The 23,458-nt window shown below is 68.5% G+C and carries 24 protein-coding genes; 9 read left to right on the top strand and 15 right to left on the bottom strand.

The window, feature by feature from the left end:
- Positions 1-162: 162 nt before the first annotated feature.
- The 10 genes from RALTA_RS12900 to RALTA_RS12855 form a co-directional block, all read right to left on the bottom strand.
- Entirely contained in the window at positions 163-639 is a 477-nt protein-coding gene (locus RALTA_RS12900) for an outer membrane lipoprotein (protein ID WP_012353879.1), read from the bottom strand.
- Positions 640-677: 38 nt separating this feature from the next.
- Entirely contained in the window at positions 678-1,625 is a 948-nt protein-coding gene (locus RALTA_RS12895; RefSeq protein WP_012353878.1) for a carbohydrate kinase family protein, read from the bottom strand.
- 126 nt (positions 1,626-1,751) lie between these two features.
- Complete coding sequence (gene tpx / locus RALTA_RS12890) at positions 1,752-2,252, bottom strand: thiol peroxidase (protein ID WP_025583809.1); 501 nt, start codon at positions 2,250-2,252, stop codon at positions 1,752-1,754.
- A gap of 98 nt (positions 2,253-2,350) precedes the next feature.
- Positions 2,351-3,781, bottom strand: a complete 1,431-nt coding sequence (locus tag RALTA_RS12885; protein WP_012353876.1) for a DUF3426 domain-containing protein — start codon at positions 3,779-3,781, stop codon at positions 2,351-2,353.
- Between the two features lie 9 nt (positions 3,782-3,790).
- On the bottom strand, positions 3,791-4,684 hold the full coding sequence (prmA, locus tag RALTA_RS12880) for a 50S ribosomal protein L11 methyltransferase (protein ID WP_012353875.1): 894 nt from the start codon (positions 4,682-4,684) through the stop codon (positions 3,791-3,793).
- A gap of 39 nt (positions 4,685-4,723) precedes the next feature.
- The gene (gene accC / locus RALTA_RS12875; protein ID WP_012353874.1) at positions 4,724-6,076 is read right to left on the bottom strand and encodes an acetyl-CoA carboxylase biotin carboxylase subunit; all 1,353 of its coding nucleotides are present in this window, start codon (positions 6,074-6,076) and stop codon (positions 4,724-4,726) included.
- Positions 6,077-6,325: 249 nt separating this feature from the next.
- Entirely contained in the window at positions 6,326-6,793 is a 468-nt protein-coding gene (gene accB, locus RALTA_RS12870; protein ID WP_012353873.1) for an acetyl-CoA carboxylase biotin carboxyl carrier protein, read from the bottom strand.
- A 163-nt stretch (positions 6,794-6,956) separates the two neighbouring features.
- Positions 6,957-7,454, bottom strand: a complete 498-nt coding sequence (aroQ, locus tag RALTA_RS12865; RefSeq protein WP_012353872.1) for a type II 3-dehydroquinate dehydratase — start codon at positions 7,452-7,454, stop codon at positions 6,957-6,959.
- Positions 7,455-7,651: 197 nt separating this feature from the next.
- Complete coding sequence (locus RALTA_RS12860) at positions 7,652-8,200, bottom strand: TlpA family protein disulfide reductase (protein WP_012353871.1); 549 nt, start codon at positions 8,198-8,200, stop codon at positions 7,652-7,654.
- A 35-nt stretch (positions 8,201-8,235) separates the two neighbouring features.
- Positions 8,236-8,925 (bottom strand): hypothetical protein, encoded by a 690-nt coding sequence (locus tag RALTA_RS12855; RefSeq protein WP_041232199.1) that lies wholly within the window; start codon positions 8,923-8,925, stop codon positions 8,236-8,238.
- A gap of 189 nt (positions 8,926-9,114) precedes the next feature.
- Here RALTA_RS12855 and mpl point away from each other — a divergent pair, with 189 nt between their 5' ends.
- From mpl to mtgA, 8 genes are all read left to right on the top strand, one after another.
- Complete coding sequence (mpl, locus tag RALTA_RS12850) at positions 9,115-10,503, top strand: UDP-N-acetylmuramate:L-alanyl-gamma-D-glutamyl-meso-diaminopimelate ligase (protein ID WP_012353869.1); 1,389 nt, start codon at positions 9,115-9,117, stop codon at positions 10,501-10,503.
- Positions 10,504-10,517: 14 nt separating this feature from the next.
- A complete protein-coding gene (locus tag RALTA_RS12845) occupies positions 10,518-11,132 on the top strand; it encodes a YqiA/YcfP family alpha/beta fold hydrolase (RefSeq protein ID WP_012353868.1) in 615 nt (204 codons plus the stop codon).
- Positions 11,129-11,794, top strand: a complete 666-nt coding sequence (locus tag RALTA_RS12840; protein ID WP_012353867.1) for a chorismate--pyruvate lyase family protein — start codon at positions 11,129-11,131, stop codon at positions 11,792-11,794. Before RALTA_RS12845 ends, RALTA_RS12840 begins: the two co-directional genes overlap by 4 nt.
- The gene (gene fabG / locus RALTA_RS12835; RefSeq protein ID WP_012353866.1) at positions 11,791-12,531 is read left to right on the top strand and encodes a 3-oxoacyl-ACP reductase FabG; all 741 of its coding nucleotides are present in this window, start codon (positions 11,791-11,793) and stop codon (positions 12,529-12,531) included. The genes RALTA_RS12840 and fabG overlap by 4 nt, the downstream gene beginning before the upstream one ends.
- Before the next feature lie 227 nt (positions 12,532-12,758).
- Positions 12,759-14,861 (top strand): ribonuclease catalytic domain-containing protein, encoded by a 2,103-nt coding sequence (locus RALTA_RS12830; protein WP_012353865.1) that lies wholly within the window; start codon positions 12,759-12,761, stop codon positions 14,859-14,861.
- 124 nt (positions 14,862-14,985) lie between these two features.
- The gene (locus tag RALTA_RS12825) at positions 14,986-15,918 is read left to right on the top strand and encodes an energy transducer TonB (protein ID WP_012353864.1); all 933 of its coding nucleotides are present in this window, start codon (positions 14,986-14,988) and stop codon (positions 15,916-15,918) included.
- Complete coding sequence (gene aroE / locus RALTA_RS12820; protein ID WP_012353863.1) at positions 15,918-16,805, top strand: shikimate dehydrogenase; 888 nt, start codon at positions 15,918-15,920, stop codon at positions 16,803-16,805. The genes RALTA_RS12825 and aroE overlap by 1 nt, the downstream gene beginning before the upstream one ends.
- An 89-nt stretch (positions 16,806-16,894) precedes the next feature.
- On the top strand, positions 16,895-17,596 hold the full coding sequence (gene mtgA / locus RALTA_RS12815) for a monofunctional biosynthetic peptidoglycan transglycosylase (RefSeq protein WP_041232379.1): 702 nt from the start codon (positions 16,895-16,897) through the stop codon (positions 17,594-17,596).
- A 10-nt stretch (positions 17,597-17,606) separates the two neighbouring features.
- On the opposite strand, the gene corA is transcribed toward mtgA, so the two are convergent.
- Together corA and RALTA_RS12805 are read right to left on the bottom strand one after the other, a co-directional pair.
- On the bottom strand, positions 17,607-18,569 hold the full coding sequence (gene corA / locus RALTA_RS12810; protein ID WP_012353861.1) for a magnesium/cobalt transporter CorA: 963 nt from the start codon (positions 18,567-18,569) through the stop codon (positions 17,607-17,609).
- Between the two features lie 555 nt (positions 18,570-19,124).
- Positions 19,125-20,024 (bottom strand): DMT family transporter, encoded by a 900-nt coding sequence (locus RALTA_RS12805; protein WP_012353859.1) that lies wholly within the window; start codon positions 20,022-20,024, stop codon positions 19,125-19,127.
- A 208-nt stretch (positions 20,025-20,232) separates the two neighbouring features.
- Here RALTA_RS12805 and pyrF point away from each other — a divergent pair, with 208 nt between their 5' ends.
- Positions 20,233-21,051 carry an orotidine-5'-phosphate decarboxylase gene (gene pyrF / locus RALTA_RS12800; RefSeq protein WP_012353858.1) on the top strand — a complete coding sequence of 273 codons (819 nt, stop codon included), beginning with the start codon at positions 20,233-20,235 and terminating at the stop codon, positions 21,049-21,051.
- Between the two features lie 77 nt (positions 21,052-21,128).
- On the opposite strand, the gene RALTA_RS12795 is transcribed toward pyrF, so the two are convergent.
- The 3 genes from RALTA_RS12795 to thiL form a co-directional block, all read right to left on the bottom strand.
- Entirely contained in the window at positions 21,129-21,626 is a 498-nt protein-coding gene (locus RALTA_RS12795) for a CinA family protein (RefSeq protein ID WP_012353857.1), read from the bottom strand.
- Between the two features lie 46 nt (positions 21,627-21,672).
- Positions 21,673-22,239 (bottom strand): phosphatidylglycerophosphatase A family protein, encoded by a 567-nt coding sequence (locus RALTA_RS12790; protein WP_025583837.1) that lies wholly within the window; start codon positions 22,237-22,239, stop codon positions 21,673-21,675.
- A 125-nt stretch (positions 22,240-22,364) separates the two neighbouring features.
- Positions 22,365-23,345 (bottom strand): thiamine-phosphate kinase, encoded by a 981-nt coding sequence (gene thiL, locus RALTA_RS12785; protein ID WP_012353855.1) that lies wholly within the window; start codon positions 23,343-23,345, stop codon positions 22,365-22,367.
- Positions 23,346-23,458: the final 113 nt, after the last annotated feature.

Genomic DNA, 23,458 nt, shown 5'->3' with positions numbered 1-23,458 from the left:
AGACACCTGAGGTCTTGCCGACCCGCCGATGGCAACCGCCCGGCGGGTTTTTTCATGGGCGCGCGCGGCATGGCTGGGCCGGCGGATCGGCCAAAGAAAAAGCGCCGCACCCTTGCGGGTACGGCGCCTGGGGTGCGCCTTGGGAGAGGGCCTGTGCGGCCGTCAGTGCGTGACCCGGGTCACGCCGCCCGACGACAGCAGCCGCACCCGTTCGCCGGGGCGGAAGGCTTCGTCGGCCTCCTGCGTGATCGCGCGCATCTCGCCGTTGTCCAGGCGCACGGTGATCTCCAGCGCGCGGCGCTGGTTGATCTTGTTCTCGGCCGCGCTGCCGGCGATGCCGCCCAGCACCGCGCCGAGGATGCCCGCCGCCACCGCGCCGTTGCCGCCACCGATGGTGCTGCCGGCCGCGATGCCGCCGATGGCGCCGCCCGCCAGCGTGCCGGCGCCGGTCTGGCCGCCCTGGATGGTGACCTCGCGGATGCCTTCGACCACGCCGTAGCGTACGGTCTGTTCGCGTTGCGCCTGCCCGGTGCCGTAGACACTGTTGGAATTCGATTGCGTGGCGCAGCCGGCGGCCAGCGTGGCAACCAGGGTGGCCCCAAGGACGGCATGCGCGCCGCCGCGTAGCTTGTTGGTCATGTCAGTTCCCGAAAAATTCGCCACGCGCCGGCCGCAGGTCAGGCGTAGCGGTACCCGAATGCAGACTGGAACCGGTTGCCGATTTCGTCGCGCGACAACCAGTGGTTCTGCGGACCCTGCTGCGCGATCTTGACCGATCCCATCAGCGAGGCGAGGCGGCCGGTCGTTTCCCAGTCTAATCCGTTTTCAATGCCGAAGAGCAGGCCGCCGCGGAAGGCGTCGCCACAGCCGGTCGGATCGACGATGCGCTCGGCCACGACGGCCGGGATCGCGTACTGGCGGCCATCGGCAAAGATGCTGGCGCCGCGTTCGCCGTGCGTGACGATGAAGGCACGAACCTTCGCGGCAACCTCGGCGCTGGTCCATGCGGTGCGCGACAGCAGGACCTGCGCCTCGTAGTCATTGACTGTTACGTAACTGGCGAGTTCAACGAACTCCCGCAGGTCGTCGCCGTTGAACAGCGGCATGGCCTGGCCCAGGTCGAAGATGAACGGCACGCCGGCTTCGGCGAACTGGCGCGCGTGGTGCAGCATTCCTTCGCGGCTGTCGGGCGCAACGATGCCGAGGCTGGGCGCCTGGGCGCCGCCCAGCGCGTCCTTGACATGGTTCAGCTGCGACTGGCTCATTGCGCCAGGGTGGAAGGCGGTGATCTGGTTGTTGTCCAGGTCGGTGGTGATCATGGCCTGCGCGGTGAACGTCTCCGGCAGCACGCGGATATGGCCGGTGGGGATCTCCAGCTTGCGCAGGTATTCCAGGTACGGTTCGGCATCGATGCCGACGGTGGCCATCACCACCGGATCGCCGCCCAGCATCTTGAGCGTGTAGGCGATGTTGCCGGCGCAGCCGCCGAACTCGCGGCGCATGCCGGGCACCAGGAACGAGACGTTCAGCATGTGGATCTGGTCCGGCAGGATGTGTTCGCGGAAGCGTCCGTCGAACGTCATGATGGTGTCGTAGGCGACGGAGCCGCAGATCAGGCTGGCCATGCTCTCTCCAGGTGTCGGGTTGGTTTCGGTGGATCGGCGCCCTTGCGGGCAGAAGCAGTAACGCAAAAACAGAAGCGGCCGCCCCGTGGTCGCGGGCGGCCGCTGACATCGCAGGCGCGCCGCCTGTTACTTCAGCGCGGCCAGGGCGGCGTCGTAGTCGGGCTCGTTCTTGATCTCGGGCACCAGCTGGCTGTACTTGACGGTGTCGTTCTCGTCCAGCACCACCACGGCGCGGGCGGTCACGCCGGCGAGCGGGCCGGTCTTGATGTCGACGCCATAGTTGCCCTTGAACTCGGCACCACGCATGGTCGACAGCGGCACCACGTTGGCCAGGCCTTCGGCGGTGCAGAAGCGCCCCATGGCAAACGGCAGGTCGGCGGAGATGGTCAGCACCACGGTGTTGGCCAGGCCGCTGGCGGCTTCGTTGAACTTGCGCGCGGACGCCTGGCACACCGGCGTATCCAGGCTCGGGACGATGTTCAGCACCTTGCGCTTGCCGGCGAAGTCGGCCAGCGAGACATCCTTCAGGTCCTTGCCGACCAGCGAGAAGGCGGGGGCCTTGTCGCCGGCTTGCGGGAACTTGCCTGCGACTTCGATGGCGTTGCCGCCGAGGGTGACGTTGCTCATGTCTACTCCTTGATATCTGATGAGTTTCCGGTTGCAGTCCGGAGCGGGGGCAAGGCCTGCCGCAAGACTCGGATTCGGTCCGGCGGCGGGCCAGGAATTCAGGGGTAAAAAATCAGCACGCGATAGTTGGCTGGCGCCTGCTGCGTCCGGAATCGTACCCGAACCGGCAGCTCCATGCCCGCGCGCAGCCCTTGTAAGGCAAAGGCCTGCTGCGACGGCTCGAGGTATTCCGTGGGCAGCAGCACCCGGCGCAGCAGCAACTGGTCCTGCAGGTCGGTCATCACCAGCTCGATCGCCGGCAGCGCGGTGCTGGCGCGGCCCAGGTTGCGCAGCGTGACCGCCAGCAGGTAGGTGTCGCCGCCTTCATCCTGGCGCTGCAGCTGCGAGGTCTCGATGCGCAGCGCATCGATGTCGCGCCACGGCGGTACCGTGCAGCCGAACGGCGCGCATGCGGCCTCGAGTGCCGGGCGCAGCATCGGGAAGTGCCCGGCGAGCTGGCTGCGCCCCAAGTAGGCAAGCTGCAACAGCGCGGCGATGGCGAGTACCACGGCTGCCGCGCGCCAGGCAACACGGGGCACGGCGATGGGCCGGCGCGGCTGGCGTTCACGTTCGCGCTCGCGCGCGTGCCGCAGGAAGTCAGGGGCGAACACCGGGCCCGCCGGTGCTTCGGCGCGGACCCAGCGGCGGGTCGCCTGCTCGCGCGCGACCGCGCCGCCGGTGACGCTGGCAAGGGTGTCGGGGCCAGCGGAGCGGGCTTGGTCCTGCTCGCTGGCGGCGGGCACTGGGTTCGGCGGCGTGGCGGCCGCAGACTGGTCAGCCGGGCGCTGGGTGTGATCCGGCCACGGCGCTGGCTCGGATGCCTCATCGGCCGATGCCGCGCGCAGGAATTCGCTCGCGCTGGGGATGGCGCCTGGGGCCGCCGCCGCGGGTTTCCCGGCCGGGCTCTCGAGCGCGCCGTGGTCCAGCGCAGGCCAAGCGGCTGCCGGGGCGGGCGGCTGTTCCGACGGTGCTGGTGCCGGGGCCGGGGCTGCTTCGGCGAGCGGGCCTGCGGCCTGGCGCTGCGCGTCGCGCGCATCGCGGTCGGCGACGGCCGCGTTGGCTTCGCGCAGCGCGCGTTCGATCTCGGCATCGTCCATGCCGGCCTGTGGCGGCACGGCCATGTCCTCGGGCGACGACATCAGCATGGTCGGCGCATCCAGCGCCGGCACGTCGTAGCCGGGGTCGATGGTCGGGGTGAAAGCGGGAGTGGGGGCGGGCGTCGGCGCGGGTGCCGCTGGTGACGGTACGAGCGGCGCGCTGGTATCAGCGGTGGCGGAGGCAGGCGCTGCCGGCTTCGGTGCCGAGGCCGGGGCGCTGCCCGCGGTGTTGCCAGCCGGCAGGGGAATTTCGATCAGGTGCTCGCGCGCGTCGAACACCGTTTCGCACTGGCCGCAGCGCACCAGCCCCTGGCGCAGCCGCAACTGGTCGGCGACCAGCCGGAAGGCGGTGCGGCAGGCCGGGCAGCGCGTGACTAGCTTGACGGCGGCCATCGGGCGGAATCAGGGGCGGGTGCCGTGCAGGCAGACCCAGCCTTCCTCGCTGCGCCACACCGTCAGCGGCAGCCAGGGCGCGTAGGCCGCGGCGACTTCCTCGGCCTGGCGCTCCAGCACGCCGGACAGCACCAGCCGGCCGCCGGCGCGCACGCGCGCGCTGAGCATGGCCGCCATCAGCTTGAGCGGATTGGACAGGATGTTGGCGACCACCAGGTCGTAGCTGGCATCGGACACCGATTCCGGCAGCGCGAACGATGCCTCGACGTGGTTGCGCTCGGCGTTGTAGCGCGACGCTTCCACCGCGTTGGGATCGATATCGATGCCGACCGTGTCGCCCGCGCCCAGCTTGCGCGCGACGATCGCCAGGATGCCGGAGCCGCAGCCGTAGTCGAGTACGGTTTCGCCCGGCGTCAGGTTCTGCTCCAGCCACTGCATGCACAGCCGCGTGGTGGGGTGGCTGCCGGTGCCGAAGGCCAGGCCCGGATCGAGCTCCAGCACCACGGCGTCGGGTTCGGGCGCGTCGTGCCACGACGGCACCACCCAGATGCGCTCGCCCACGCGGATCGGCTCGAACTGCGACTGCGTCAGCCGCACCCAGTCCTGGTCCTCGACAGCGCGCAGCTGGTACGGCGGCACCGGGTCGATGCCCAGCTGGTTGGCGGCGGCCGCCACCACCACGGCCGGGTCGGCGTCGTCGCCGAACAGCGCGACCACGCGCGAGCGGTTCCACGCGAGTTGCTTCGGTTCCAGCCCGGGCTCGCCAAACAGCGGCTGCTCGTCGGGCGTGTCGGCGTCGGCGTCTTCCACCGAAACCGACAGCGCGCCGAGGTCGAACAGGGCGTCAGACCAGGCTTCGGCCTGGTCCTGCGCCACTTCGATCACACATTCCTGAAATGCCACGGGCTTCCTTCTGTTGCTGCGGGTTGCTCAGACCGGTGCTCAGGCCTTCGCGCGTTCTGCCAGCCGATGCTCGAGATAATGGATGCTGGTGCCGCCTTCGACGAAGTTGGCGTCCATCATCAGCTCGCGGTGCAGCGGCACGTTGGTCTGGATGCCGTCCACCACCATTTCCGACAGCGCGATGCGCATGCGGGCGATGGCCTGCTCGCGCGTGGCGCCGTAGGAGATGATCTTGCCGATCATCGAATCGTAGTTGGGCGGGACGAAGTAACCATCATACGCGTGCGAGTCGACCCGCACACCCGGGCCGCCGGGCATGTGCCAGGCGGTGATGCGCCCCGGCGACGGCGTGAACTTGAACGGGTCCTCGGCGTTGACGCGGCATTCGATGGCGTGGCCGCGGAACTGCACGTCCTTCTGGCGGAAGCGCAGCTTCTCGCCGAAGGCGATGCGGATCTGCTCCTGCACGATGTCGATGCCGGTGATCATCTCGGTGACCGGGTGCTCGACCTGCACGCGCGTGTTCATCTCGATGAAGTAGAACTCGTTGTTCTCGTACAGGAATTCGAAAGTGCCGGCGCCGCGGTAGCCCATCTTCTTGCAGGCCTCGGCGCAGCGGTCGCCGATGCGCTCGATCAGGCGGCGCGGAATATGCGGCGCGGGGGCTTCCTCGATCACCTTCTGGTGGCGGCGCTGCATCGAGCAGTCGCGCTCGCCCAGCCAGATGGCCTGCTTGTGCTGGTCGGCCAGGATCTGGATTTCCACATGGCGCGGGTTCTCGAGGAACTTCTCCATGTAGACCTCCGGATTGCCGAAGGCGCGGCCGGCTTCTTCGCGCGTCATGTTGACGGCGTTGATCAGCGCGGCTTCGGTATGCACCACACGCATGCCGCGGCCGCCGCCGCCGCCGGCGGCCTTGATGATCACCGGGTAGCCGACGCGACGCGCGGTCGCCAGGATTTCCTTGGGGTCGTCGGGCAGCGCGCCGTCCGAGCCGGGCACGCACGGCACGCCGGCCTTGATCATGGCCTGCTTGGCCGAGACCTTGTCGCCCATCAGGCGAATGCTGTCTGCGGTCGGGCCGATGAAGACGAAGCCAGACTTTTCCACCCGCTCGGCAAAGTCCGCGTTCTCGGACAGGAAGCCGTAGCCCGGGTGGATGGCCTGCGCATCGGTCACCTCGGCGGCCGAGATGATGGCGGGCATGTTCAGGTACGACAGCGGCGACGGGGCCGGGCCGATGCAGACGGCTTCGTCTGCCAGGCGCACGTACTTGGCCTCCTTGTCGGCCTCGGAGTACACCACGACCGTCTTGATGCCCAGTTCGCGGCAGGCGCGCTGGATGCGAAGAGCGATTTCGCCGCGGTTCGCGATCAGAATTTTTTCAAACATGGTCTCTCTCTGCGAGAAGAACAGTAGCTGTCCCGCTGCGTGGCGCAAGGGCACGCCGGGCGCGCTCCGTGATGGCCTGTGGCCACCCGGGCCGCGATACTGCGGGAACTGCATGGAACTGCACGGAACGGGCCGCGAAGCCCACAACGTCCCTGGCGCGGGAAGCGCCGTGGCATGCCGCCCGGGAAGGGCAGCGAGGGGCCGCTTGCGCGGCCGCCGCCGGCACTGGGCCCAGCATGCCGGTCAGGATCAGCCGATGACGAACAGCGGCTGGCCGTATTCCACGGCCTGGCCGTTCTCGACCAGGATTTCCTTGATGACGCCGGCCTTGTCGCACTCGATCTCGTTGAGCAGCTTCATGGCTTCGATGATGCAGACGGTCTGGCCTTCCTTGACCGCATCGCCGACGTTGACGAAGGGCGCGGCGCCGGGCGACGGGGCGCGGTAGAACGTGCCCACCATCGGCGAGGTCACCACATGGCCGGCGGGCAGCTGTGCAACCGGCTCGGCAGCCGGTGCGGCGGCGCTGGCGGGGGCGGCAGCGGCCGGCACGGCGGCGGGCAGGGCCTGCATCTGCGGCATCGCCATCGGCGCGGCGACGACTTGCGGCGGTTGCTTGACGATGCGTACCTTGCCGTCGCCTTCAGTGACTTCCAGCTCGGAGATGCCGGACTCGGCCACCAGGTCGATCAGCGTCTTCAGCTTGCGCAGGTCCATCTTTTTATCCTCCTGAATCGGGTTTTCCACCGCTGCCCGGGACGGGCCTGGCGGAGCAATCGTTGTGCCGGCCACCGGAATCCGGCGCCCGCCGTGCCGAGGCACGCCAACGGGCGCAGGCCGCCGGGCGGCGCGCGCAGGTTGTCGAAAAAATCCTTGGGGTTCAGCTCCCCGAACTCTCGGGTGGCGGCTGCTCCTGGCCCAGTACATAGTCCAGCGCCAGCAGGTAACCCTGCCAGCCCAGCCCGCAGACCACTCCGACCGCCACGTCCGAGAAGTACGAGTGGTGCCGGAAGCTTTCGCGACGGTGCACGTTCGACAGGTGCACCTCGACGAACGGGATCGCCACGCCGGCCAGCGCATCGCGCAGTGCCACGCTGGTATGCGTGTAGGCAGCCGGGTTGATGATGATGAACTCGATCCCTTCCGCGCGCGCGGCGTGGACCCGGTCCACCAGTGCACCCTCGTGGTTGGACTGGAACGTCTGCAGCGACATGCCGGCCTTCGCCGCACGTTCGGCCAGGGCCGCGTCGATATCGGCCAGCGTCGTGTGCCCGTAGGTCTCCGGCTCGCGCGTCCCCAGCAGATTGAGGTTAGGCCCATGCAGGACCAGCACCTTGCGGTAGCGGGGTGAGCGACGGATAGAGCGGGATGCAGTCACGGCGGCTCGACCAGATCAACGAAATTGCGCGGAGATTACCGTAGCTTAGAGGGATTTGTCTAGCACGCCATACAGGGCTTGCCGGCCCGGGGCACGCGTTCGGCGTCGCTTCAAGCACTTTCCCGCCGAAAGGATCCGCGTCTGAGCTAAATCCATCAAGAAAGGTCGTAATTCGCTGATTTTGGCGGAAGAAGTGCTCAGGCGCGCGGCAGCACGGCACGCAATTCGTCCGCGGTCACCCGCCCCATCTTGCGATATTTCACCGTTCCATCCGGATTGATGACCACGGTATAGGGCAGGCCACCGGCGCTGTTGCCGAAATTGCGCGATAGGTCAGTGCCGGCGAAGCCGGCGACGGCCAGCGGATAGGAAACCGGCACTTTCTTGGTGAACTGCTGGATGTTGGCCGCCGAATCGATACCAATCCCGACAAATTCCACCTGGCGGTGCTTGAGCTCCTCATGCAGGGCAGTCAGCTCGGGCATTTCCTCGACGCAAGGCCCGCACCACGGCGCCCAGAAGTTGACCACCACCGTCTTGCCGCGCAATTTGCCGAGGTCCAGTTCTGCCCCGGCGGGATCCGGCAGGCGCGACTGGAACAGGGTTTCGACGGCCTCATCGCTGGCGGGCTTCGGCGAGAACACGAAATGTCCGGCCAGCGCACCGGCGGCACAGGCAACCACGGCGACAGCGATCCACAGCCAGAGGCGCGAGCGGCGGGCGGGTGGGGCGACAGTTTCAGTCATGGAATGGCTTGACCAGTAAAAGAGAAGGTGTGGCTTCAGGCGTTGCCGGCGGCGTCGGCGGCATCGAGCAGCGCCTGCACGGCCTGCACGTCGGCGCGGGCGGCGCGCCCTGAGGCATCCGTGCGCACTGCGCCGCGTTCATCGACGGCATCATACAGTGCTATATGGATGCCGACTGGCGCACCCAGTTCCGCGCGGACCTCGCCCGCCAGCAGCCGCGTCTCGCGGCGGTCGGGCCACTGGCCTTTCCACAGGAAGCTCAGGGTCTCGACCTCGCCGCGGCCGCCGAAGTGGCGGCTCTCACTGGTCTCGAAGTCGACACCCGCGTTGATAAGGTGCAGCGCGGCATCCTTGGCGCTGTCGCAGAAACACTGCAAATAGATATCGGAGTGTTCCGTGGCGGTGCCGTTTAGCACGGCGCCGACCAGGTAAGGACGGAACGGCGCCAGGTCCTGCATGGCCATCACAGCCAGCCGGCGCAGCAGCGCCAGCACGCGCGGCTGGCTGTCGGCGTGGAACAGCGCCTGGTAGGCGCGCACTTCGGCCTCGACCTGCTCGTTGTCGGGCAGCCATTCGCCCGGAACGCGTTGCTCGCCCAACACCTGGCGCGCGGCCTTGCGCTTGGCGGTGGCGTAGTCGGCGCCATCCTCGGCGATCATGCGGGCGGCGGCCTGGGCGATTTCCTCGCGCAGGCGGGTGGGGTCTGGGGCGGTACGTCGGTTCATGCCCCATGATACCGGAGGCGTCCGCGCCCGCGCTGTGGGGCTGCCGCAGTGCAGCGAACGGCGCTGGCGGTCGGGTACAATCGTAGGCTTCCTGCCCGGCCGCCGCCGCGCCGCAAGGCTCTAAACCAGCCGCCGCGCCGCCGGGCCCGAATCCCCACGCCTGCGGGCTTCAAGTCTTTCCGGGAACCCATGCATATTCATATCCTCGGCATCTGCGGCACCTTCATGGGCGGCCTGGCGGTGCTGGCCAAGCAGGCCGGCCACCGCGTCACCGGCTGCGATGCCAACGTCTACCCGCCGATGAGCACCCAGCTCGAAGCCCAGGGCATCGAACTGATCGAGGGCTTCGACCCGGCCCAGCTGTCGCTGGAGCCGGACCTGTTCGTGATCGGCAACGTGGTGTCGCGCGGCAATCCGCTGATGGAAGCCATCCTCGACCGCAACCTCCCCTATGTGTCGGGCCCGCAATGGCTCGGCGAGCACGTGCTGGCGCGCAAGTGGGTGCTGGCGGTGGCCGGCACGCACGGCAAGACCACCACCACGTCGATGCTGGCCTGGATCCTCGAGGATGCCGGCTACAACCCCGGCTTCCTGGTGGGCGGGGTGCCGCAAAACTTCGGCATCTCGGCGCGGGTGACAGAATCGGACTTCTTCGTGATCGAAGCCGACGAATACGACACCGCGTTTTTCGACAAGCGCAGCAAGTTCGTCCACTACCGCCCGCGCACCGCCATCCTGAACAACCTGGAATACGATCACGCCGACATCTTCCCGGATCTGGCCGCGATCGAGACCCAGTTCCATCATCTGGTGCGCACCGTGCCGGGCCAGGGCCGGATCGTCGTCAACGGCGTGGAAGAAAGCCTGGCGCGCGTGCTGGAGCGGGGCTGCTGGAGTGAAGTGGAGCAGTTCGGCGTCGGCGACTGGCGCGAGAGCGACGCGGCCCGCACGCCGGCCGCGCCGGGCAAGGACGCGTTCGATGTCTGGTTCGGCGACGCTGTCGCCGGCACGGTGGTGTGGGACCTGCAGGGCACGCACAACCGCATGAACGCGCTGGCCGCGATCGGCGCCGCGCGCCACGTCGGCGTGCCGGCCGCGCAGGCGATCGAATCACTGTCGCGCTTCGCCAACGTCAAGCGCCGCATGGAAGTGCGCGGCGTGGCCGGCGGCGTCACGGTCTATGACGACTTCGCCCACCATCCGACCGCGATCCAGACCACGCTGGACGGGCTGCGCCGCCGCGTCGGCAATGCCCGCATCCTGGCGGTGCTGGAGCCGCGTTCCAACACCATGAAGCTGGGCGTGATGAAGGCGCAGCTGCCGGCCAGCCTGGAGCAGGCCGACCTGGTGTTCGGCTATGGCGCTCCCGCGGGCAAGGACGCTCTGGGCTGGGACCTGGCCGAAGCGCTCGCGCCGCTGGGCGCCACCGCCACCGCGTTCCAGGACCTCGGCACGCTGGTGCAAGCCGTGCGCGCCGCGGCGCAGCCGGGCGACCATGTGCTGGTGATGAGCAACGGCGGCTTCGGCGGCGTGCACCAGAAGCTGCTGGACGCGTTGGCCCAGCGCACGGCGGGCTGAGCGGACGCATCGCCATGCTGCTGTATCTGCACGGATTCCGCTCCTCGCCCCAATCGTTCAAGGCCCAGCTGGTGCAGGCGCGCATGCGCGAGTGGGGCGTGGGGCGCTACTACGCCTGCCCCACGCTCAATGTCTCGCCGGCGCTGGCCGTGGCCCAGGCGCAGGCGGCGATCCGCGCCGCGCAAGCCGGCGGCGACCAGGACATCGCCATCGTCGGCTCGTCGCTGGGCGGCTTCTATGCGCGCTGGCTGGGCGAGCAGCACGGCTGCAAGACCGTGCTGCTCAATCCCGCCATCCATCCCTGGACCGATCTCGAAAGCTACCTGGGCGAACAGCCGCTGTGGCACGGCGGCGGTTCGGTCACGGTCGAACGCCGCCACCTGCAGGAGCTGCTGGACCTGCGCGTGGACACCATCACCCGGCCCGAGCGCTACTACCTGATCGCCGCCACCGGCGACGAGGTGCTGGATTACCGCGAAATGGTCGATGCCTGCCCCGGCGCGAAGATCCGCGTGATCGAGGGCAGCGACCACGGCATCAGCGAATTTGCCGATTACGTCGACGATGTCCTCGCCTTCTGCGGCTATGGTCCCGGCGGCAAGGTGCCGGCCGGCGCCGGCGCGGCATGAGCGCGCAGTCCGTGCGCGGCTGCGGCTGGAGCCCGCACCTGGCTTTCGATGCGGCGATCCCGCCCAACCTGCGGCGCTGGGTTACCGGCGATGACGGCTCGCTGACGGCGCGGCTGGTGGCCGCCTCCGCGCGCTTTCGCGTGGCGCGGCTGCTGCAGGCGCCGCAGCGCCCGTTTGCCGACGAATGGCAGGCGCTGGGCCAGCCCGACCGCACCCCCGCGCTGACGCGCGAGGTGCTGCTGATCTGCGACGACATCCCCGCCGTGTTCGCCCATACCGTGGTGCGGCTGCGCCATGCGCGCCGCGACTGGCCGTTCCTGCGCGGGCTGGGCGAACGCCCGCTGGGCGGGCGCCTGTTCGTCGATCCGGCGGTGCGGCGCGAGCCGTTCCAGTTTGCGCGGCTGCTGCCGCACCATCCGCTGCGCCAGGCCCTGCACCGCGTGCTGCCGGCCATGGCGGCAGTGCCGATGCTGACCGCGCGGCGTTCGGTGTTCCGGCGCGGCGGCGGCGTCATGCTCGTGACAGAAGTGTTCCTGCCAGACCTGCTGTCGCGGCCATCCCCGGGGACCGAGGCGGTACCGCATCCCAAATATATGCGGACGACAGACCGAAGCCCTGTTTCGACACACACTACCGAAACCAAGAAAGAGACCACGAGATGAAACTGCAGGGTCGGGTTGCCATCATCACCGGTGCCGCCGCCGGCATCGGCTTTGCCACCGCGCAGCGCTTTGCCGAAGACGGCGCCATCGTCGTGCTGTGCGACGTACAGGAAGCGCGCGTGCGAGAAGCCGCCGCCAGGCTGGCGGCCACCGGCGCCACCGTATCGGCCTACCGCGTCGACGTGACGCGCCGTGACGAGGTCGACGCCATGGTCGCCGCCGTGCTGGCCGCGCACCAGCGTGTCGATATCCTCGTCAACAATGCCGGCATCACCAAGGACGCGCGCCTGGCCAAGATGACCGAGGCCCAGTTCGATGCCGTCATCGACGTCAACCTGAAAGGCGTATTCAACTGCGCGCAGGCCGTGGCCGGGCTGATGACCGAGCAGGGCAAGGGCGTGATCCTGAACGCCTCGAGCGTGGTCGGCCTGTACGGCAATTTCGGCCAGACCAACTACGCCGCCAGCAAATTCGGCGTGATCGGCTTCACCAAGACCTGGGCGCGCGAGCTGGGCCCCAAGGGCGTGCGCGTGAACGCGGTGTGCCCGGGCTTCGTCAATACCGAGATCCTGCAGACCGTGCCGGACAAGGTGCTGGACGGCATGACGTCGTCATGCTGGCTGCGCCGGCTGGCCGAGCCGGCCGAGATTGCCAGCATCTACGCCTTCCTGGCCAGCGACGACGCCAGCTACGTCAACGGCGTGGCAATCGAGGCCAGCGGCGGCATGTCGCTCTGAGCCGGGGGGCGGCAGGACCGGGGTGCGGTATCATGCCAGGTCTCAGGCCGGGTCTTTGCCAGTCACCGGCAGGCCACCGGCAGGCACACACGCCCCCCAGCCGTTGCCGTTCGCACGCGTCGATGGCGGGGTGCGCGCGGTGGCACCATTTCTCCCACAGGATCCGCTCCAGCGCTGGCCACAGGGCCGCCCGGCGCGGTTCCGCGCATAGTTGAAAGTACCGATCGATGCAGTTGCTGTTCGAAGAAGGCGGCGAGATCCGCGCCGGCACCGTGCTGAACCAGCAGGGCGAGGCTTACCAGGTGGAACTGCCGGCCGGCAAGCGCACCAAGGTCAAGTCGCGCGACGTGCTGCTGCAGTTCGCGCAGCCGTCGGCGCCCGAGCTGGTGCGCCAGACCGGCGACATGGTGGCCGAGATCGACCTGGACTTCCTGTGGGAATGCGCGCCCGAGGCCGAGTTCGGTTTTGCCGAGCTGGCCGCCGACTACTACGGGGCCGAGCCCGGCCCGGTGCAGCAGGCGGCGCTGGCGATGGCGCTGCACGGCAACCCGGTGTACTTCCGCCGCAAGGGGCGCGGCCGCTACCAGCGCGCGCCCGAAGACCAGCTCAAGGCCGCGCTGGCCGCGCTCGAGCGCAAGCGCCAGCAGGCGCTGGTGCAGGCGGAATATGAGGAGCAGCTGAAGGCGCTGACGCTGCCGGAATCGTTCCGCAACAAGGTGCTGCAGCTGCTGTTCAAGCCGGACAAGAACAGCCTGGAATACAAGGCCATGGATGCGGCCTGCACCGCGCTCGGCATGTCGCCGATGCGGCTGATGGTGGCAGCCGGCGGCGTGGCCAGCGCGCGCGCGCTGCACGAGGCCAAGTTCCTCGCAGAGTGCTTCCCCAAGGGCACCGGCTTTCCTGATACCGACGTGCCCGAGCCGCCCGCCGACCTGCCGCTGGCAGAGGTCCAGGCGTTCTCGATCGACGACGTCACCACCACCGAGATCGACGATGCGCTGTCGGTGACGCCGCTGCCCGACGGCAAGCTGCGCATCGGCATCCATATCGCCGCGCCGGCGCTGGGCATCCGCCGCGGCGAGCCGCTCGACGTGATCGCGCGCCAGCGTCTGTCGACGGTCTACTTCCCGGGCGACAAGATCACCATGCTGCCGGACCCGGTGGTGGAGCGCTACACGCTGCAGGAAGGGCGTACCTGTCCGGCGCTGTCGCTGTACGTGACGGTGGATCCGACGGTGTGGCTGGTCACCGCCAGCGAGACCCGCGCCGAGATGGTGCCGATCGCCGCCAACCTGCGCCACAACCTGCTCGACGACATCATCACCGAGGCCTCGCTCGCCGAAGGCACCGGCGACTACCCGTTCCGCGACGCGCTGACGCAGCTGTGGCACTTTGCCGGCTACCTCTACGACGAGCGCCAGAAGGCGCGCCTGGCCAGCGGCCTGCGTCCCGAGACCCACAACCGCGCCGACTTCAATTTCTACCTGGACGACCAGGCCGACGGCAGCCAGCGCGTGCGCATCGAGCAACGCAAGCGCGGCTCGCCGCTGGACAAGATCGTGGCCGAGATGATGATCCTGGCCAACAGCACCTGGGGCAAGCTGCTGGCCGACAACGGCGTGCCCGGCATCTACCGCACGCAAAAGGCCTGGGGCATGCACCGTACGCGGATGCAGACCTACCCGGCGCCGCACGAAGGCCTGGGCGTGGCGCAGTACGCGTGGAGCACCTCGCCGCTGCGCCGCTATGTCGACCTGGTCAACCAGTGGCAGATCCTGGCGGTCGCCCAGCACGGCGTGACCGCCAAGCTGGTGGCCCCGTTCAAGCCCAAGGACGCCGACCTGCTGGCTGCGGTGGCCGATTTCGAAGGGACCTACGCGGCCTATGCCGACCACCAGTCGACCATGGAGCGCTACTGGTGCCTGCGCTGGCTCAAGCAGGAAAACCGCGAGCGCATGGTGGCGACGGTGCTCAAGGAGGGCGCTGTGCGCTTTACCGAGATCCCGCTGGTCACGCGCGTGCCCGAGCTGATGCAGGCGCAGCGCGGCACCCAGGTACTGCTCGAAATCGGCGAGACCGACGAGATCACGCTGGAGGTCTCGTGCCGGGTGCTGGAGATCTTTGCCGGTGAAGGCGAAGTCCCCGAGGAAGAGCTGGAAAGCGACGAGGAAGCCGCTGAACTGTCCGCCGAAGCCGCAGCCGAGGCCGCGGCCGAGCAAGCCGCCGAGCAGGCTGCCGGCGTGGCGGAGCCAGCGCCGGCCGAGGCGGGCGGCGAAGACGCCGGCGAGGCGTCGGGCGAGCGCGACACCGGCACCCCGGCGGCCGGCTGAAGCCTTCGGAAATCCGCGAGGCTCCCTTACAATGCGGGTCTGATCCGGGGCCCGGTGCCCCGGTCTGCCAGCCGGCACCGGCGGTTGCCGCCGCGCTTGTCTCCCCAGCCCTCATCCAGCCATCGTGAACGCCACTCTTGCCGCTTCCCGCCCCTGGTGGCATGCCAGGTGGCACCACAGCAGTATGCTGGCCCGGGCGCTGGCCATTTCCGTGGCCGTGCATGCGCTGCTGCTGATGGTGCGGGTGGCCGCGCCGGAGGTGTTCGAGATCAAGCGCAGCGATGCCGCGCTGGACGTGGTGCTGGTCAATGCCAAGTCGGCGCAGAAGCCGCGCAACCCGACCGCGCTGGCACAGGCCAATCTCGACGGCGGCGGCGACCATGACCTGCAGCGTGCCACCACGCCGTTGCCGGCGCAGACCGTGACGCAGGAGGGAGACCTGGTGCGCCAGGTGCAGCGCCGGGTCGAGCAGCTGGAGCAGGAGCAGCAGCGCCTGCTGACCCAGGCGCGCGAAGCCTCGCCGGCGGTGCGCAACCAGCCGCTCAAGCCGGGCGAGAAGCGCCAGGACACGCCGCAGCGCGGCCAGGACGAGCGCACCTCGAGCGACGAGATGGCCCGGCTCGAAGCCGAGATCGGCCGCAACCTGGAGCACTACGCCAAGCGGCCCAAGCGCTTCCAGCTGACCGCCACCAGCGCGCAGGCGGTCGACTACGCGCAGTACTACGACCGGCTGCGCCGCAAGATCGAGGCGCGTGGCACCACGGACTTCCCGCAACGCAACGGCAAGCCGCTCTACGGCCAGCTGATCCTCGTGATCAACGTCAACCGGCAGGGCAAGCTCGGCTACAACCGCGATGGCTATAACGTCGACGCCATCGACGTGGTCAAGAGCTCGGGCGATCCCGCGCTGGACCGCCAGGCGGTGGCGATCGTGCGCGCGGCCGCGCCGTTCGGCGCCTTTACCGCCGAGATGGCGTCGCGCCAGGACATCCTCGAAGTCATTTCCACTTTCAAGTTTTCGCGCAGCGGGCTGGAAACCCGCTTGCAGGCACGCTGATGACATCCACTGACCCTTCCCAAGCCAGCGCCGACCGCTATGTGGTGATCGGCAACCCGGTCGCGCACAGCCGTTCGCCGTCGATCCACGCCGCCTTCGCGCGCCAGACCGGCGAGGCCGTGCACTATGACCGCCTCGAGGCGCCGCTGGACGGGTTTGCCGACACCGTGCGCCGGTTCTTCGCCGACGGCGGCTACGGCTGCAACGTCACCGTGCCATTCAAGCTGGAGGCCTATGATCTGGCCGATCGCCTGACCGAGCGCGCCGAGGCTGCCGGCGCGGTCAATACGCTGTGGATCGAAGAGGGTTTGATCCATGGCGACAATACCGACGGCATCGGCCTGGTGCGCGATATCCAGGACAACCTCGACACCCTGATCGAAGGCAAGCGTGTGCTGCTGCTGGGCGCCGGCGGCGCGGCGATGGGCGCGATGCTGCCGCTGATCGAGTGCCGGCCGTCGCGCATCGTGGTGGCCAACCGCACCGCGTCGCGCGCCAGCGACATGCTCGAAGCGTTCGTCGAGGCGGCCGACCAGTATGGCGTCGAGCTGTGGGGCGGCGGCCTCGATGCGCTCGAGGGCCTGTCCGAGGACGAGGCCGTCGACGTGGTGATCAATGCCTCGTCCAGCAGCCTGCAGGGCGAAGTGCCGCCGGTGCCGGAGTTCCTGCTGGGCGAGGGCGTGCTGGCCTACGACATGATGTACGGCGCCGAGCCCACCGTGTTCCTGCAGTTCGCCGCACGCTGCGGCGCGCGCGTGAGCGACGGGCTGGGCATGCTGGTCGAGCAGGCCGCCGAGGCCTTCTATATCTGGCGCGGCGTGCGGCCCCGCACCGCGCCCGTGCTGGCCGAGCTGCGCGCCGCGCTGCAGGCCGAACGCAAGGTCTGACCGGGGCGCCGCCAGCCGTGGTAAACCGCAACCGCACGGCCAGTGCCGCCCGCACCCACGCGGCGCCGGCGGGCGCCGTCTTCAATCCGGTGCGCTGGCTCGGCTACCTGCTGGGCTGCGTGGTTGCCGGGGTGGTGGCGATGCAGCTGTACTTCTTCGTGCAGATCGCCAGCTGGCAGTATCTCAATCCCACCACCACCACCTTCATGCGCGCCGAGCGCTGGCGCCTGTGCGGCATCAATGTGTGGCGCTGCGGCCTCGACCGTCAGTGGGTGCCGTACGACCGCATCTCGCGCAACCTCAAGCGCGCGGTGATCGCCAGCGAGGACGCCGACTTCGTCAATCATCCCGGCTATGAGCTCGATGCCATGCTCGACGCCTGGGAGCGCAACAAGAAGCGCGGGCGCATCGTGCGCGGCGGTTCCACCATCACGCAGCAGCTTGCCAAGAACCTGTTCCTGTCGTCCGAGCAGCATTACCTGCGCAAGGGCCAGGAGCTTGCCATCACGTGGATGCTCGAGTTCTGGCTCGACAAGCAGCGCATCTACGAGATTTACCTGAATTCGGTGGAGTGGGGCGAGGGCGTGTTCGGCGCCCAGGCGGCGGCGCAGCACTACTTCCGCACCAGCGCCGACAAGCTCAGCGTGGGCCAGTCAGCGCGCCTGGCCGCGGCGCTGCCGGCGCCCAAGTGCTTCGACAAGAAGGAATACTGCGCCAACGTGCGCGTGAACTTCCGCGCCAAGGCGGGCATCATCGCGCGGCGGATGGGGGCGGCGACGCTGCCCGATTAATCCGCCGGCCTCAGCTCAACCACCCCTTGCGGCGGAAATACACCAGCGGGATCGCCGCCGACACCGCCATCAGCGCAATCGCCCACGGATATCCGGCGCCCCAGTCCAGTTCCGGCATGAACTTGAAGTTCATGCCGTAGATGCTGGCGATCAGCGTGGGCGGCATCAGCGCCACCGACACCACCGAGAACAGCTTGATGATCTTGTTCTGGTTGATGTTGATGAAACCGACGGTGGCGTCCATCAGGAAGTTGATCTTGTCGAACAGGAACGCGGTGTGGTTCTCGATCGAGTCGATGTCGCGCAGGATCTGGCGTGCCTCGTCCTGCTGCTCGGCCGACAACAGCTGGCTGCGCATCAGGAACGACACCGCGCGGCGCGTGTCCATCACGTTGCGGCGGATGCGGCCGTTCAGGTCTTCCTCGCGGGCGATGGTTTCCAGCACGTCGGCCGCGGCGGCATCGGTCACGTTCTCGGCCAGCACGCGGCGGCTGGCTTCTTCCAGACGCTCGTAGACTTCCTCGATCGAATCGGCGGAGTATTCGGCGTCGGTCGCGTACAGGTCCATCAGCACGTCCTTGGCGTTGCGCACCGAGCCCGGGCGCATGCGCGCGCGCAGCCGCACCAGGCGGAACACCGGCAGGTCTTCGTCGTGGATGGAGAACAGGACGTCCTTGGTCAGCACGAAGGCCACGCGCACGTTGCGCGACACCTCTTCCTCGTCGAGCAGGAAGTCGGTGCGGATATGGATGTTCTCGTCCTCGCCCTCGAAATAGCGGGCGGACGCTTCCAGGTCGCCGAGGTCTTCCAGTTCAGGAAGGGCGACGCCATAGGCTTCCTTGATCCAGTTCAGTTCCTCGTCGTCGGGATTGACGACATCGATCCAGATCGGCTTGTGCTGCAGCAGCTCATTGCGCTCGTCGACCTGCTCCTGGGCAAGCCGGCCTTTTTGCAGGACGAACAGGTTGATCATCCCCGGGATTCCTTATTGCTGATTGCGACGAAAAACTAAGACAAGCGCGAAGACAAGCGCAGGCGGCTCGCCGCATTCCCAGGTATTGCGTCATGCCCCGTCATGGCCCGGCGGCAAGCCGCGCAAGGCCGGGCCACGGGCAAGCGTGATCGCGCTGTCCGGCGGCTGCACGGGGCAGGGCGGACAAGGCGATGGCGTTTGCCTGGGTTGGCTGGCTAGCCGGGAGAGGGAAGATCCGCCACGGTGGGCGCGCATGGAGGCGCCGCCGGTGGCATGGAAAGACACTCGCCCGCAGTTCTGACTGCGGGCAAGGCCGACGAAGCGCGGAGCCGGATGCTCCGGGCGGGTCGTCGTTACGCAGCCCGCAGTGACATGGCATTCGCAGAGGTCGCAGCGTTGCTGCGGCAACTCGAACACCCGATGCTACTGCCCACGTAATTTCTCCGGGATTGTGATGGCCGCGAGTGTAGCCCAACGGAGGGTGGCTTGTTAAGTGAAATCTCCGCGACGGGCGCGCGCCGTTGCCGGCCCGCGACCCCGGCATGGCCGCGCGTTTCAGCCCGGCACGCCGCGCAGGCGGCGCCACAGCAGCGGCGCCAGCATCACCGAGGACAGCGCCAGGAACATCAGCACGATCGCGGCGTAGTCCTGCCAGTGCGGCTGCTCGCCCAGCAGCCACATGCCTGAGAACACGCCGACCACCGGGATGAACATGATCGACAGGCTCGACACCACCGGCGGCAGGCTGCGCGCCAGTCCGAACCAGACCAGGTGGCAGAAGGCGAAGACCACCACCGCGTTGTAGGCGATCGCGGCCCATTCGATGGCCGTGGGCATGCGCCAGCCGTCTTCCAGCAGCAGCGTGCCCAGTGCCAGGAATGGCAGTGTCACGGCCAGCATCCAGAAGGTCATGGCGCCGATGGGCACGTCGGTCTGGGTGCGCTTCATCAGCTGGGTGCCGAAGCCCCAGCCGGCCGCGGCCAGCAGCATCAGCAGCGTGCCGGCCGGGCTGCCGGTCAGCGCGGCGAACTCGCCGGACAGCAGCAGCACCGTGCCCGCCAGCGCGCAGCCGATGCCCAGCCAGGCCCACGCGCCGATGCGCTCGCGGAAGAACACCAGGCCCCAGACCACCGCCCAGATCGGCATGGTGTAGCCCAGGATGGCGGCGCGGCCCGACGACAGCAGCTTGACCGCGCAGATGGCGAACAGGTGCCAGACCACCATGTTCGGCAGCGCCAGCCGGACCACCGTGCCCCATTCGCGCCGCGGCACGGCCAGCGAATCGCCTCGCAGCCGCAACGCCACCCCCAGCGCCACCAGGCCGCCGGCCATGCACAGCAGGCGAAAGCCCAGCGCCGGGAAGTGCGCCACGCCCACTTTCATGATGGGCCAGTTAATACCCCAGGCGAGGGTCAGCACGACAAGCAGGAAAAGACCGCGGCGATCGAGAGACATGACGGGGCGCGGCTGTGCGGGATGCCGCGCATTGTTTTGCGACGAAGCGCAAAACGATAGCACGCAGCGGGTAAAATTGCCGAAAGCGACATATGCTGCAGGGATGAAAGGTTTTCACGCCGCTGCGGCCAACCGCGCCGGCCGCGTCCATCGGCCAACGATGGCCTCACGATGAGGCGCCGGCGCCACCAGGATATTCCGAGTACCCATGACCTTCACCGAGCAGCTGGCTGCCGCCTGGCAGCGCAACGATTCCCTCCTGTGCGTCGGGCTCGATCCTGACCCGCACAAGCTGCCGCTGTCCCTGACGGGGGCCGGCGGCGCCATCTTCTCGTTCTGCCGCGAGATCGTCGACGCCACCGCGGACCTGGTCTGCGCCTTCAAGCCGCAGATCGCCTACTTCCATTCTCAGCGCGCCGAAGACCAGCTCGAGCAGCTGATCCACTATATCCACGATGCCCACCCCGGCATTCCGGTGATCCTGGACGCCAAGCGCGGCGACATCGGCTCGACCGCCGAGCACTATGCGCTGGAGGCCTTCGAGCGTTACAAGGCCGATGCGGTCACGGTCAGCCCGTACATGGGCTTCGACTCGATGCAGCCCTATCTGGCCTACCCGGAGCGCGGCGTGATCGTGCTGTGCCGCACCTCCAACCCGGGCGGTTCGGACGTGCAGTTCCTGCAGGTCGACGGCAAGCCGCTGTACCAGCTGGTGGCAGAAGCCGCGCGCGAGCGCTGGAATACCACCGGCCAGATGGGCCTGGTGGTCGGCGCGACCTTCCCCAACGAGATTGCGCGCGTGCGCCAGATCGTCGGCGACATGCCGCTGCTGATTCCCGGCATCGGCGCCCAGGGCGGCGATATCGAGGCCACGGTGAAGGCCGGGCGCACCGCCGACGGCACCGGCATGATGATCAATTCATCGCGCGCCATCCTTTACGCCAGCCGCGAGAAAGACTTCGCGGCGGCGGCGCGCAACGTCGCGCTGCAGACGCGGGAAACCATCAACCGCTACCGCCACGGCTGAGCGCCGCACGCGGCACGAAAAAAAACCGCGCCTGCTGGCGCGGTTTTTCGTTTGAGCGGCTTGCGACGGCATCGTCTTCAGGCCTCGTTGCGCAGCAACTCCACCAGGCCCCGCATCGCGTGCTCGGCCGCCTGGCGACGGATCTGTGCGCGGTCTCCAGGAAAGCGCTGGGTCTCGACGATGGTGGTGATGCGGTTGCTCCAGCCAAAGCACACCATGCCCACGGGCTTTTCCGGGGTGCCGCCGTTGGGGCCGGCGACGCCGGTGATCGACAGCGACACCTGCGCGCGGCTGTTCAGCAGCGCCCCTTCCGCCATCGCGCGTGCGACCTCTTCGCTGACCGCGCCGTGATCGCGGATCAGCTTGGCCGGCACCCCCAGCATGGTCGATTTGGCCTCGTTGGAATACGTGACGAAGCCGCGCTCGAACCAGCCCGACGAGCCTGACACGTCGGTAATGGCCGCGGCCACAAGGCCGCCGGTGCAGGATTCGGCGGTGGCCAGCATCAGGGATTTGTCGGCAAGGGCGACGCCGGCCTGGATGGCGAGCTGGTCGAGCAGGCGGCTGACGGACATGATGGGTGCAGGGGTTGTTTGGGGGAATCAGTTTGGCGTGCGCCGCTCAGAACGAACGCCACAGGGCAAACACCAGCAGCGTGTAGAACGCCGCGAAGATGTCGTCGAACATCACGCCGAAGCCGCCGCGCAGGCCGGGGCCTTTCAACGTGCGGTCATAGTGGCCGATCGGCGCCGGCTTGGCGATATCGAACAACCGGAACCACAGGAACGCGGCAAACTGGCCCCAGAAGCCGGTCGGCATGACAAAGGCCAGCACCAGCCAGAACGCCACGATCTCGTCCCAGACCATGCTGCCGTGGTCGTGCACGCCCATGTCGCGCGCGGTGCGGGCGCACGCCCACAGGCCCACGACGAAGCCGCCGCTGATGATCCACAGCCAGGTGGCGGGCTCGATCCACAGCGAAATCACCACGAACGACAGCCACGCGTAGAGCGTGCCCACGGTGCCGGGACCGACCGGCGACAGGCCCGAGCCGAAGCCGAAGGCGATCAGGTGTGCCGGATGGGCCAGCATGAAGCGCGCGCTCGGGCGCGTGACCTTGACGGTCTGGCCGGCTTCCAGGGTCAGGGCGGGGTCGCGCGGCGCGGCCCCGGGAGGGAATGTGGACATCAAAGTTGGCTCGTGTGATGCGGATACGGCTTATGGTTATGGCCGGCTTGCGCTGCAATGCGTGCGGGACTCCCGTACCCGCGCAGGCGCCGATGCCGGCATCATGACATGCCTGTGACCCGGTGTCAGGGGGCGGCGAAGTGGTCGAAGCTGGCGCCCTCGTAACGGGTCGGGTTGCCGGCGCGGTCGACCAGCCGCAGCCCGGGCTCGGGCGTGATCGCGCCGACGCGCGTCAATGGCAGCGCCAGCCGCTCGCCGATCGCGGCAATGGCGTCGCGTTGCCCCGCCGGCGCGGTGAAGCACAGCTCGTAGTCGTCGCCGCCGGCCAGCACGCATTCGCGCTGGATCGCCTCAGGCTGGCCGGCCAGCACGGCCGAGCGCGGCAGGGCGTCGACATCGACCAGCGCGCCCACCTGCGAACGCGACAGGATATGGCCGAGGTCGCCCACCAGGCCGTCTGAAATATCAAGTGCGGCGTGCGCCACGCCACGCAAGGCCATGCCCAGTGCCACCCGTGGCGTGGGTGTGTCCATCCGCGGCCGGACCTGGGTGAATTCGGGTTCGGGCAGCAGCCATTCGCCGCGGCAATCGCCCAGCGCCAGGCGCGCATCGCCCAGCGTGCCCGAGACCCAGATATCGTCGCCCGGGCGGGCGGCGTCGCGGCGCAGCGCCGCGCGCAGCGGCACGTCGCCGAATACCGTCAGCGACAGCGTCAGCGGCCCGCGGGTGGTATCGCCCCCCACCAGTTCGCAGCCGTGCTCGTCGGCCAGCGCCAGCATGCCGCCGGCCAGCTCGGCCAGCCACTCGGGCTCGGCTTCCGGCAGGGCCAGGGCCAGCGTGAAGGCGCGGGGCTCGGCGCCCATGGCGGCCAGGTCCGACAGGTTCACGGCCAGCGCCTTGTGGCCAAGCGCGCGCGGTGCGACATCCGGGAAAAAATGCCGGCCGCTGACCAGCATGTCGGTGCTGATCGCCAGGTGGTGGCCAGGACGGCCCTCGACCAGCGCGCAGTCGTCGCCCACGCCGAGCGCGGCCTTGCGTACCGGCCGGGTGAAATAGCGGCGGATCAGGTCGAACTCGGAAAGCTGGGCGGGCTGGACGTGGGGCATTGTAGACAGGCTGCCCGGGGCGGGCGGCTGGGATGACGGCGATTTTCGGGGGAGATCCATGGCGTTTGCCGGCGGATCCCGAAAAGGGAGCGCAGCGTCAGCATGGGTTGCAA

It is taken from the genome of Cupriavidus taiwanensis LMG 19424, assembly GCF_000069785.1.
GTDB classification, from domain to species: Bacteria; Pseudomonadota; Gammaproteobacteria; order Burkholderiales; family Burkholderiaceae; genus Cupriavidus; species Cupriavidus taiwanensis.
This window is presented reverse-complemented; position numbering and strand designations above follow the sequence as displayed.